Origin of the sequence: uncultured Psychroserpens sp., from assembly GCF_947494225.1 — a bacterium.
Lineage (GTDB): Bacteria > Bacteroidota > Bacteroidia > Flavobacteriales > Flavobacteriaceae > Psychroserpens.
Window position 1 is genome coordinate 795880 of record NZ_CANLUG010000002.1, and the last position, 12449, is coordinate 808328.

Here is a 12449-nt window from a genome sequence, read left to right on the forward strand (position 1 = left end):
CTTTGACCTCATTTGGCAGAAATAGTTTAATTAGGCTTGTAATTTTAACCTCTAATTAACAATTTGTGCTTTTTTTACAAGTTCTAATGTTGTTTCGTATAAGGGTTTTGATTCCATTTTACTTTTGAGCCATGCATAAAAACTCATTACAAAAATGTCTTCTTGTTTTTCATCAATCCAGATAAACGCATTTTCAACTTTATTTTTGAAATCTTTAGATCTAATTGTCTCAGGATTTTTAAAATAAAATGTGACTAAATTTATAAAAATAATTGCTCTTTCTTGGTTAATCTGCTGTAAATAATCAAAATAGGAACGTTTGAAACTTAATAATCTAGATTCAACAAGATCAGTTTCACCCAATTCAATGAAGAGAATTATTTCGGCTAGGTTCTTTTTTATAACCCATTCTTTACCCGCTTTTTCTATGTAATATTTGTCAGTGTGGTAAAATTTTGAGAAGATAGTTTTGGCATTTTTAAAATCGGATTTTTGGATGTAAAACATGACTAAACCTAAATGAATATCTAAAAGCGATTCTATATCGGTGTGTTTTGTTTGTTTCACAGATTCTAAAAGTTTAACAGCATCTTCTTGCTTATTGCTGTAGTTGTAATTTAATGCTGTAAGGAGGCTATGTTTTAATTTAAATGTGGCATAATATTTTCTTCGTTGTTGAGTCATTAATAATTGCATCTCATTTAGATAGTTTAAGGAATGATCGAATTTTTTATTCCTAAATAAGGTGTTGGCAATCATGTAGACCACTTGGATATGATAAACCAATTGCTTGTCTTTGGTTTTATGGTCTTTGATGCTTTGGTAGGTGTCGACTAAAAAGGATTCAATCTTGAGGTAGTCATTGGTTACAAAAGCAGAAAGACTTACAATTGTAATGAGTTGGTATAAAGATTTAAATGATAGTGATTCTGAAACATCAATATTGTGTTCTTCTAGAGTGTTTTTTAGGATTGTTTCAAAATCTAAAACCTTGCCTTTGTAGGTCATATCGCTTAAGGTTTGTCTTATTTTGGCGTAAACCAAATTAAGTTCCTCTTCAATAAAATGTTGCTTTTGATTATATCTAAACTTTATAATAAGGTCGTTAATGTCAATTGATGGGTTTAAATAAGCGTACTGAATCTTCGTGTGATAAATTTCATTGAGAATTGGGAATAAGTGGTGCTCTTTCGCTAGTGTTTCTGCTTTATCTAAAATGTGATAACCAATCTTAGGTTTTTTGTGAATTAGAAAGGTTCTAGATGCCAAAATGTATTTGATGATCTGCATATCCACCGAATTTTCCTCTTCTAAATTGGTGTTGGCTATAAAATCGATAAGCGATTGATAAAGGCGTTTTCGCAAGGCGTGATAGGCATCTTTCCTATAGCTTTTGTAAATGCTAACACAAATCTCTTTGGACGTTAGTTCATTTTGAGCCAATAGTTTGAATAGTGTGATGTTTTTGGTGTCGTTTCTTTTGTTTTTCTTTTCTAAATAGTTGATGAAACGCTGCTCATCTTCCGAAGAAAAGGTTGAAACTATCGCATTTAAATCTGTCATTAAATCGTCAGTTATTATTAATAAATATGTGTAAATATAATATTTATATGTGTGATAAAATATAATATATCGTCAGTTTTTTGTGAAAACTGTGTTTCTGTATTGAGCTAACTGTCGCACATTTGTAGTGTAATCAACAAAACAAAATATTATGAAACGATTTATTCAAACTACAGCTTTTTTAATAGCGATTAGTACAGTGATTATCTTTTCAAAAGAGATTCAAAATGAAATTATAGAAGGTTATAACCATTGCGTAGAGCAACTCGCAAGTCGTACTATAACCAATGCGAATCTTACACGTTTCTAAAATGAAACTCAAGCAAGTCAATACAGCATTTATTGTCACTACTGGAGTATCGGTAGTTGTGTTTGTCTATTTAGTGTTTTTGGGCTATGATGAGATCAAAACTTTAAAGGATGTTATTAAAATTATTGCATCTATTTTGTTCCCATTACCAATGTTATTTTTTGTCCGTTTTCTATTGATTGAACATTTTATACCAGAAAATACAGATGAATACAAACTAAAAAACCAAAAACCAGCTACCATACTTCTTGTAGTGAGTATGCTAATAGGTGTGTTGAGCATGCAGTTTATAGAATGGATGACAGGTCAGAAATTAGAAAACCATCTCATTTTTGCACATCTCATTAACTCCACGACCATTAGCAGTTATGTGCTCAATTACATCTTGTACAATAATTTGAGAGTCAACGGTATTTTAAGCGGTGTCCTACTCTCATTAGCCATTCATATCTTTTTTCTAACCGCTTAATTAATTTAAATAAAGTAAAATCATCAAAAACTTAAAATTATGAATCCAATTATGCAACCTCCGAAACCGAGAACCAATGCAAACAAAAGGGAATTGTTATTTACATTCCAAGCGATTATAGTTACAGCTTTATTAGCATTTACCGCTATAGCGTTTTTTATCTATAATGACCCTCGCATTATTAAGGGGATCAAAGTTATTTTTGCTCCATTTTTATCTGTAGTTCCATTACTTTTTATTTTATCTATTCTTAGAGATTTGAGACGAGGCTTTAAGGAAGGCAACTACACTAAAGATGAGATTGTCAAATTTTGTCTTATTACTGCAGGAATTACAGCCACGTTTACAGGAATAACATTCTTGCTTTCAAAAATAGGGGCATTAGAAATTTTATTAGCTGCTATAATGGCCATTTTAAGTGTCGTGTTCTTTTTAAGAAGTAAAATCAAAGATATTTTAGGAATGAGCATCATCACAGGAATCGCAGAAGGGATTATCGTATATATGATTTTTTTGTTTTGATGATGGGTTGGTTAGTTACCCTAAACCTTTCGGGCGTCATGCCTGAAAGGTTTTAAATAAAGCAAATTTAATATAGAAAAATGTTTTTAAAGCTCAAGAGACAATTCGGTTTTATAATGAAACAACAACTTCACTATGGTCACTTTAGTTTAGTTGCAGTTGTTTTATCAGGTCTTGCTTATATGGTTTTCTTGTTAGGCATTATTTTAAGCTGGCTGTGCTGCATGGAACCTGCAGCAAGTGAACACATGTTTTCAGATTGGACGCTTTTTATGATGTTCACTATAGATTTCATAGTCTTAGAATTGATTCTCTATGGATTTTACTGTGGAGCTCGATTGAAAAGTAAAATACGTAGATGTAAATCGTATTTCGTTTTGGGAATTATTATATCAATACTGTATGTATGGACATTGCTTTATTTTTTGGTTGTTATTTAGATCTCATTCGTTATCCTTATGCTAATTAATATGAAAGACACACATAAAATTATATCATTAATTGTTGCTGGATTTTTAACAGTGATTATGGCCGCAGTTGTTCCTACGGAAACAGGAACATCCATGTTATTTATTATTACGGGACCTTTTTTTATTGTGATAGGCTTTGTATTAGCATTCTTATATAAGCGCTTATCACGAAAAATCCGAGATCGAGATGTAAAAGAAATCACGTTTATGATATTGATGTTTTTTATAATCGTTTTCAGTGTATTAGCATTTCCGTTTAAAAATCACAGTTGGATATGAAAGTGAAGCTCACGAAATATTTGATAGATTTTTCAAACTATAGATTGACGAGACCTATTTCTGATAAAGTAAGATTATTAGAGATCATTGCCGTTGCCTTAACAGGAGCTGGTAAGTTTATATTTATGGATTACCTTAATTGGAGATTGCCTTTTGTAGTTAGTGCAATTTTGGCATGGTCTATTTATGTGTATTATCGCTATAAAAAAGATAAGCATGTTTTAAAAGATTGGGGATTTAGATGCGATAATTTCAAAAAAGCGCTAAAACTAGTACTGCCTTTTGGCGTGATTTCGGTCATTAGTTTTATTGTTATTGGATTAGTTCAGGGTACGTTAAACTTAACATGGCATGTGTTGCCGTTGCTAATCACATATCCTATTTGGGGTACTGTACAACAGTTTCTTACTATAGGTTTGGTGGCCGGAAATTTAAGTACATTAAAGTCTATTAAACTTAAGAATGGTCTTGTTGTACTTTTAACAGCGATACTGTTTTCTGTTGTGCATTACCCTTCAGTTTGGCTTATGATAGCCACATTTATTTTGGCTTTGTTCTACGGTTATGTTTATCTGAAAGTTAAAAACTTATATGTACTGGGCCTTTTTCATGGCTGGCTTGGTGCGTTGTTTTACTATACAGTCTTGAATCAAGATCCATTTGCTGATATATTTTTAAAATTTTTAAATTAAAAAAAAATGAATTCAAAATTTATAAAAGAATTGCCCCATTTAGTAAGCGAGAATGTGATTTCGTCTGAAGTTGCTTCAAAAATTGAGGCTTATTATCAATCTAAAGCATCACCTTCATCCAATAAATTGTTTACAGTTTTTGGGGTGTTAGGTTCCTTATTGGTTGGTTTGGGTATCATTCTAATTCTCGCACACAATTGGGATCATTTTAATAGAATGACAAAGACAACTTTTGCATTTTTACCATTAGTAATTGGTCAGGTTTTCGTAGCATTTTCAATTTTAAAAAAGAAAAGTGTTGCATGGAAAGAATCTTCTGGAACCTTCTTGTTTTTTGCTATCGGATCTAGTATAGCCCTTGTGAGTCAGATTTATAATATTCCTGGTAATTTAAGTACATACGTGCTTACTTGGATTGCATTAAGTTTACCCTTAATCTATTTACTTAAATCTAATACAATTGCTTTTTTAAACATAATATTTGTTACGTTCTATGCCATTGAAATTGGTTATACTAGCTATTTTTCGATGCCTCAAACGCCATGGATGTACTTGGTGGTTATAGCAGCAATTATGCCTCATTATTTAGTGTTGCTTAAAAAGCAAGAAGCCCCTAACATAACATCAATTTTTAGTTGGTTGTTGCCTTTGAGTTTAACCATTGTGATTGGTGCGTTCGTTAAAGATGTGTCTGAACTTGGTTTTTTAATGTATGTATTACTCTTTAGTTTGTTTTATAACATAGGGAAAATACCATTGCTTGAGTCGCAAAAGTTAAGACGTAATGGTTATCTTATCTTTGGATCTTTGGGTATTGTTATGATGTTGCTAATCATGAGTTTTGATAGTTTTTGGCATATTGAGCATTTCTTTTTTGGAGCTCAAGAAAGTGTTGTTTCAGTGGTTCTTTTGGTGGCAAATATATATGTGCTCTTGTATTCTTATTTTAAAAAATGGCTAAAAGAGTTTAACGCATTTCAATACGTATTTATTTTTTGTGCTCTGCTGTATGTGTTTGGATTAAATATTCCTGTGTTAGGCACAATAGCAATTAATTTTAGTGTTTTCGCCCTTGGAATTACAACTATTAAAATAGGAGCCGATAAATTTCATTTCGGAATACTTAACTATGGGTTATTAATTATTGCAGCATTAGTTACGTGTAGGTTTTTTGATACTAATATGAGTTTCGTTATTAGAGGATTGTTATTTGTGTCTGTTGGCCTAGGCTTCTTTTTTACCAATTATGTTATGCTTAAAAAACAAAAATCTAGAGTAGAATCTCAAAATCAATAAATCATGAAAACTAAATATATATTTATAATGTTCATCGTATTGGCCATTGTGCAAATTAGCATTCCTGCACAAATGATTTTTAAACGTGAGTCCGTTTTAAAAACAGGGACGGCCTATAAGTTTAAAACCCAACCTATTGATCCTTCCGATCCGTTTAAAGGAAAATATATTTTTCTTAATTATGATTTGGACAGCGCTATGGCTAATGATGAAAACTGGCAAAGACATCAAGATGTTTATGTATCTATTGCTAATGACAGCTTGGGGTTTGTGAAAGCCGTTTCAGTTCATGCATATACACCAGAGTCGGGAGATTTTGTAAAGGCAAAAGTAAGATGGTTTAGTGATTCAAATAGTGTTTTGGAGTTTAGCCTTCCGTTTAATGAATTTTATATGGAAGAAAGTAAAGCCTATGATGCAGAAGTAGCACATAGAAATGCTCAGCGTGATTCGATTCCTAACAATACGTATGCTTTGGTTTATGTAAAAAATGGAGAAGCCGTTTTAGATAATGTTTTCATTAATGATATCCCTATAGCAAAAGTCGTGGAGATGCAATAATGAAGAATTGGTAGTAATTTTTTGCTATCTTGTTACAACAAAACCTTTTCTATGCCTTATTGGTTGTCTATTGTAATAACAGTTCTTGCTATTTATATTGCTATTAGTATAGCCCTATACTATTTGCAGGATTATATGTTGTTTAAACCCGAAAAGTTACCTGCCGATTTTCAATTTGATTATGAAAATCAAGAGACCAAAGAATATAACTTAGAAACACGAGATGGTGCCATTATTAATGGGTTGCGTTTTTTTCCAAAAGGAGAGAGTAAGGGTGTTGTGTTGTATTTAAAAGGAAATTCTAAGAGTATTAAAGGATGGGGGAAATTTGCCGTAGATTTTACAAGACATGGTTATAATGTGTTAATGGTAGATTATCGTGGTTTTGGAAAAAGTACTGGAAGACGATCACAAAAAGCGATTAAACGTGATTTACAATTGGTATATAATAAGCTCAAAGAACAAACGACCGAAGATCGAATTATTCTTTATGGTAGATCATTAGGCTCTGGTTTTGCCGCGAAATTGGCATCGATGAATCATCCTAAAATGCTTGTGCTAGACGCACCATACTATAGTTTAACCAAAGTCACGGCTAGGTATGCACCATTTATGCCTTTGTCTTTATTAATGAAATATCCTTTGCCAACTTATAAGTGGCTAAAATATGTGCAATGTCCCATTCATATTATTCACGGTACGCATGATAAATTGATTCCGTATAAAACGAGTGTCAAATTATCTCAAGTAAACCCGAAATTAACCAAGCTACATACCGTAATTGGTGGCGGACATAAAAACCTAAATAACTTTGAATCATACCATCGTATGTTAGACGATATTTTAAATAAAGCACCCAAAACCATCGATTTAGAAACCACTAGTATTAATGTCATTCACTCTTCAAAACCGACTAAAAAAAAGGCTTAAAACCGCTATAACGGTAGTTGTATTAATTTATGTTATGATAGGCGCATCACTTCATTTTTTGCAGGAAAAAATACTGTTTTTGCCAACAGTTTTAGAACAGGATTATCAATATGAATTCGATTATCCTTTTGAGGAGCTGTTTTTAAAACCTGAGGAAGGTGTTAGTCTTAATGCCATTCATTTTAAAGTTGAAAACCCCAAAGGCGTTATTTTGTATTTCCATGGAAACGCTGGTGACCTTAGTAGATGGGGTACTATAGCTGAATACTTTGTGGCCAAACATTATGATGTGCTAATTATAGATTATCGTACTTATGGAAAAAGTAAAGGTAAACTCAGTGAAGAGGCATTTTACAGAGATGCTCAATACTGCTATGATTATCTTTTAAATGATTATTCTGAAGATGATATCGTTATCTATGGACGTTCTTTAGGAACAGGAGTGGCGACATATTTAGCTTCAAAAAATAAACCCAAACAATTGATTTTAGAAACGCCATATTATAGTATTTTGGATGTGGCAAAACACCGCTTCCCTATTTTTCCAGTATCTACTTTGCTGAAATATAAATTCCCTTCAAATGAATTTATTGTTGATGTGAGTTGTCCTATAACCATATTTCATGGTACAGACGATGCTGTAGTGCCTTATTCTTCTGCTGAAAAATTGAATACAGTGGCTCCTAGTCAAACAAATTTTATAACTATTAAAGGTGGAGGTCATAATAATTTAGAAGACTTTGATAAGTACCAAATTGTTATTGACGAGATTTTAAATAATTAGATTTTAATTGCATGCCTATTTTATAAAGAAAGTATAGAATTGGGCCTCCAGAAATGGCGGTTAAAACTAACGTAGCCATAGCAAGTTTTCCGCCAATAAATGGGATCTTACTTATCTCTGAAAACACATCAGTCCTGCCCATTATATAATACATAGACATAATAGAAATGCCTATTCCAAATCCAAGTAAAAGATAAGGATAATTAATAATTTTAGAAACAAACAATTGGTATGCCAGAACAATTAAGCCAACAATAATACCCGAGCATACCATTCTTATAATCTGTCGTTGATTTTCGTAAGCACTACTTAATTTAAAAGATTGTCTTAGGCAACTTGAGCAATAGTCGTTGTGTTGATTAATACAGGTGTGACACATGCCTCTTCTACAGCCTTTACAACGCTTTTGAAGAAATAAGTTTGGGTGTGTATGGCAAAAAAATTGAGCTTTAGTGTTGTGTTCGTTCAAGTATTTGTTTGTTATGATATGTAATAATATAAAAAAAGCTCCAGAATTACCTGAAGCTTTTTCATTATATAGTTTTATAACTACATATTTTATCCGTTCGGATTTAATATGGCATCAATACGCTCTAAAGCATCTGCTATATGAATTCTACTTATAGCATCACCTCCTCGCGCGCTACGTAGCTGACTGCGTAGAGATTTTAATTCGGCTCTAACAACAGCTCTAATGTCAGATTGACTGGTATTGACTCCAGTTGTTTTTACATAAGGACTGAAGGTTCTACCGCTCTGGTTAGGAGCTGTCATTAAAAATGCTAATCTGTCTATATAAGCACGTTGTAGATTACGTCTGTAAGTATCAATTTTTCTACCTGTACGTAATTCACTCCATACACCATTACGTAAATCTCTCATCATTTCAGTTAATGAATAAGCATTACTGTCGTAAGTGTTTGCTTCAATTAAACGTTGCATTTTACCAAGACTCATAATGTTATTTAGCGTTCTAGCTTGTAAACCTCTTACACGTTCTACTGATCCTGTGTATTCAATACGGTCAAAAATGTTCTTATCTAATAACCAACTTGGTGTTGTAAATAAGTTATCCTGAATAAATTTCATTGCTTTCTTTTGGTGCTCTTTTGGAACAGCTGTATAAACAGCACCTGGTTGATCTGCAGCTTTATAATGCTCATAAACACCTCCAATATTATTAGATACGTGTCCCATATAACGGTTAAACTGAGAAATCACATGGCCATACATTTCTTGTAAGTCACCGTAATCTTCTCCTGCTTCGGTTGTCCAGTTAATTAAATTTGGAACAATACGTTTTAGGTTTTTAATACCATAATCACTGGCTAACATGGCATCATCACCTAAGTCTTCAGTTTGAGAACTAGGGTCTACGACATCACCCGCTTGTTGATGGCCAAAACGATACATTGGATCGCCTTCGTGGTTTCTAATCCACTGATTTAAAATCACTTTTTCTTCTTCGGCTGTTTTTCCTAAAATAGGCGTGTAACCCCAAGCAATAGCATACTTGTCATAAATACCAATATTTGGCATTAGTGCTACACCTTCATCACCAGGTTGAGCGACGTAGTTAAAACGTGCATAATCCATAATTGAAGGAGCTGTTCCGTATTTTTGAGTAAACTCAGCATCACGCAATTTTTCAACTGGATAAGCCACACTACTTCCCATGTTATGTGGTAATCCTAAAGTATGTCCTACCTCATGAGCAGAAACAAAGCGAATCAAACGTCCCATAACTTCATCCTTAAATTGCGGACTTTGAGCTTCTGGGTTAATAGCTGCGGTTTGTACGAAGAACCATCCACGTAATAATGACATCACATTATGATACCAATTGATATCACTTTCAAGAATTTCTCCAGTTCTAGGGTCACTTACGTGTGGTCCATTGGCATTAGGAATAGGAGAAGCTAAGTAACGCACAACAGAATATCTCGCATCTTCAGGACTCCACTCTGGGTCTTCTTCAATTGAAGGAGCGTCTTTTGCTATAATAGCATCTTTGAAGCCTGCCGCTTCAAAAGCAACTTGCCAATCTTCAATACCTTGTTTGATGTACTTTCTCCATTTTACTGGTGTTGCTCTATCTATATAGTATACTATTTGTTTTTTTGGAACAACCAATTCACCACGCTTAAATTTCGCAATATCCTCATCTCTAACTTCTAATCTCCAACGGTCTAAGTACGTAAGTGATTTACTCTTTTGATCTTCTAAACCATAATCTGTAGTATTACTTGTAAACCATCCTACACGCTCATCAAAATAACGACGCTTCATAGGATTGTCAGGTAACAAAATCATTGAGTTATTTATTTCAATTGAAATGCTTCCTGTACTAAAGTTAGAAGGAGGCCTTCCTGCCGCATATGTTTTTACATGTCGTGCTTCAATATTTCTAGGATAACTTTTTATGTCTTCAATAAAAGATTTGTCACTTTCTAAACGTGTTACACGATAAGGTGTTCTTCTAAACTGAGGTAAACCTAATGACTTTACATCTTTTTGAAATAAAGGCGTTGCATCAATAACTGTACTTGTTGAGTCTTTGCTGTATGCTTTAATAGGAAACGTAAATAAAACAGGTTCGAAATTTGAATTGACTACAGCTTCATTAACAGGAAGAGAGTCCGCAGCTGTTACGTTGTATGACACAACGCGTAAAATAACTTTCTTTCCTTTTTTCTGCCAACGTAGCACTTGTTCGTTTTGTTTTCCTCCACCGAAACCTAATCCGCTTGCAGTTTTAGAAATACGTGTAACCATTAACATTTCTCTGTCAAAAAGAGAATCTGGTATTTCGTAATAGTATTTGTCATCTAAGGTATGAACCGTAAATAATCCTTTATCAGTTTTGGCATCTTTAGTGATGACTTTATTGTAAGGTTTTGGGTCATTTTTTCCAGGTTTTTTTCCAGGAGGTTTAGCGGCAGTAGTTGCTGGTTTTGCTTTGCTTGCTTTTTTCGCTGTTGAACACGAAACCGCAACAAAGAATACGGAAACTACTAAAAGTAGTTTAATAGAAAAGTGTTTCAATGTGGTTGATTTTTTAAAATTAGTCACCTAAAGTAATAAATCTCCCATAAGCATAAAAAGGTTCCAATGGTTTTAATACTATTTTAACTATAAAGGCTAGTAATAAAAACAAAAAGAGCTACTTACAAGTAGCTCTTTGATTATATTTTATGCGTTAGAGATTATTCTATAGTATCTAGGTATTCCAATATTAAGGCAACACCTTCATCATGAATTATTGTTGTTCCATTTAGCGGCATACTAAATCCTTGATTATAAGTTGAAATTCTACTAATAATGCTATTTCTTCTACTTTCAATATTAGAATCGCCAAATGGTCTTTCGTAATCTAAACGCAATGAAGATTGTAATTCGCAAAAACCACCTTCAATATGACAGTGTGCACAATTGATGTCGAAGTATGCTCGAGCACGCTCTTCTAAAGTGTAATTAACATCATCATCCCATTTTGGCAATACACTAACCGAAGAAGGATCTGAAAGCCCATCTATCAAGTCGCTGTTTATCAAGCTCTGAAGTTGATTTAACCCACTCACATTAAAGTTGAGTGTTCTCATTTTTGGCCCTATCGGAGACTTGTCATTACCTATACGATGGCAGGTAAAACAATCTGTATCTGATGGAATTTGATAATTAACATTGTTAGTATCGCCATCTGCATCAATCCATGTTACAGGAACCATACTCCCATTAGGGGCTAAAAAGGCTTCTGTTTGTTCGTCATTCCATTTGTAATCACCAGTTTCCCAAGCACCATTAATTTTAATAAGGACTCTCGTTTCTATAATTTTACGTCCCAATGATAAATCACGTTCATCATTGTTGTAGAAAAAAGTTTTTGCTATAACTGTATTATCTGGAAATAGAGGCAAGCCGTCACCATCATAGGTTAATTTTTGACCTTGAGGTAAGACCATGAAACGCTGTTTGTGGGCATAGTCTGAAAATAATGCTGTACTTAGCTCATACTGAAATCCGTATGTTGTTGGTCGCAGCACGTCTAAACTTTCTCCTCCATAAAGGTTTAATTCTGAAAGCGTAGGTAGAAATTCAGGAACCACAAAAGGAGCTGATGTTGTAAAACTATAGACTTCAGAGTACATGCTTACATTAGTAGCAGTACAAACAGTTTGAATATATACATCGTAAGTGGTAGCTGCGTCTAGATTAATTAAAACAGCATCAGTATCGGTTTCTGAAATTGTTGTACCAGTACCTATTGCAAATCCAGAGACACCATATTCTAAGGTATACAATGCTGAAATATTAGCAGGATCCCAAGTAATGATTGCTGAGTTATTGGTAACGACAGTAGATGTTACATTATTGACTGTTTCACAGGCCACTACAAAATCATCATCATTATCACACGCGAATAACAAACTAGCGAATAGAACGATTAGATAGGCTTTTTTTAACATTTGGGTTGTTTTTTCTTATTAATAGCTGATTGCGAATGTAATAAAAATCTTTTTGACCAAAAAGATTTAATCGTTGTGAAGCACGTTTTGAGGTATTAATTAACGCT

At 33.3% G+C, this 12449-nt stretch carries 14 protein-coding genes; 10 read left to right on the plus strand and 4 right to left on the minus strand.

From position 1 onward, the window contains the following. Positions 1–51: 51 nt before the first annotated feature. Positions 52–1563 carry a hypothetical protein gene (locus tag Q0893_RS07635; protein ID WP_299274024.1) on the minus strand — a complete coding sequence of 504 codons (1512 nt, stop codon included), beginning with the start codon at positions 1561–1563 and terminating at the stop codon, positions 52–54. Between the two features lie 151 nt (positions 1564–1714). Here Q0893_RS07635 and Q0893_RS07640 point away from each other — a divergent pair, with 151 nt between their 5' ends. From Q0893_RS07640 to Q0893_RS07685, 10 genes are all read left to right on the plus strand, one after another. Continuing rightward, positions 1715–1873 carry a hypothetical protein gene (locus Q0893_RS07640; RefSeq protein WP_298900177.1) on the plus strand — a complete coding sequence of 53 codons (159 nt, stop codon included), beginning with the start codon at positions 1715–1717 and terminating at the stop codon, positions 1871–1873. A 1-nt stretch (position 1874) separates the two neighbouring features. Further along, positions 1875–2342 carry a hypothetical protein gene (locus tag Q0893_RS07645; RefSeq protein ID WP_298900176.1) on the plus strand — a complete coding sequence of 156 codons (468 nt, stop codon included), beginning with the start codon at positions 1875–1877 and terminating at the stop codon, positions 2340–2342. 39 nt (positions 2343–2381) lie between these two features. Continuing rightward, complete coding sequence (locus Q0893_RS07650) at positions 2382–2864, plus strand: hypothetical protein (protein WP_298900175.1); 483 nt, start codon at positions 2382–2384, stop codon at positions 2862–2864. Between the two features lie 116 nt (positions 2865–2980). Next, entirely contained in the window at positions 2981–3304 is a 324-nt protein-coding gene (locus Q0893_RS07655) for a hypothetical protein (protein ID WP_299274029.1), read from the plus strand. Positions 3305–3334: 30 nt separating this feature from the next. Beyond that, on the plus strand, positions 3335–3613 hold the full coding sequence (locus tag Q0893_RS07660) for a hypothetical protein (RefSeq protein WP_298900173.1): 279 nt from the start codon (positions 3335–3337) through the stop codon (positions 3611–3613). Further along, the gene (locus Q0893_RS07665) at positions 3610–4305 is read left to right on the plus strand and encodes a CPBP family intramembrane glutamic endopeptidase (protein ID WP_298900172.1); all 696 of its coding nucleotides are present in this window, start codon (positions 3610–3612) and stop codon (positions 4303–4305) included. Before Q0893_RS07660 ends, Q0893_RS07665 begins: the two co-directional genes overlap by 4 nt. Positions 4306–4311: 6 nt before the next feature. After that, positions 4312–5601, plus strand: coding sequence for a DUF2157 domain-containing protein (locus Q0893_RS07670; RefSeq protein ID WP_299274033.1), 1290 nt, complete (start codon positions 4312–4314; stop codon positions 5599–5601). A 3-nt stretch (positions 5602–5604) separates the two neighbouring features. Then, a complete protein-coding gene (locus Q0893_RS07675) occupies positions 5605–6162 on the plus strand; it encodes a GDYXXLXY domain-containing protein (protein WP_299274036.1) in 558 nt (185 codons plus the stop codon). Positions 6163–6213: 51 nt separating this feature from the next. Next, positions 6214–7092, plus strand: coding sequence for an alpha/beta fold hydrolase (locus Q0893_RS07680; protein ID WP_298900169.1), 879 nt, complete (start codon positions 6214–6216; stop codon positions 7090–7092). Next, entirely contained in the window at positions 7052–7876 is an 825-nt protein-coding gene (locus Q0893_RS07685) for an alpha/beta fold hydrolase (RefSeq protein ID WP_299274040.1), read from the plus strand. Before Q0893_RS07680 ends, Q0893_RS07685 begins: the two co-directional genes overlap by 41 nt. Here Q0893_RS07685 and Q0893_RS07690 read toward each other — a convergent pair. The 3 genes from Q0893_RS07690 to Q0893_RS07700 form a co-directional block, all read right to left on the minus strand. Next, positions 7851–8345, minus strand: a complete 495-nt coding sequence (locus Q0893_RS07690; protein ID WP_299274043.1) for a hypothetical protein — start codon at positions 8343–8345, stop codon at positions 7851–7853. The genes Q0893_RS07685 and Q0893_RS07690 overlap by 26 nt on opposite strands. An 89-nt stretch (positions 8346–8434) precedes the next feature. Further along, positions 8435–10921 carry a zinc-dependent metalloprotease gene (locus Q0893_RS07695; protein ID WP_298900166.1) on the minus strand — a complete coding sequence of 829 codons (2487 nt, stop codon included), beginning with the start codon at positions 10919–10921 and terminating at the stop codon, positions 8435–8437. Between the two features lie 161 nt (positions 10922–11082). Further along, positions 11083–12342 (minus strand): hypothetical protein, encoded by a 1260-nt coding sequence (locus Q0893_RS07700; protein ID WP_299274047.1) that lies wholly within the window; start codon positions 12340–12342, stop codon positions 11083–11085. Positions 12343–12449: the final 107 nt, after the last annotated feature.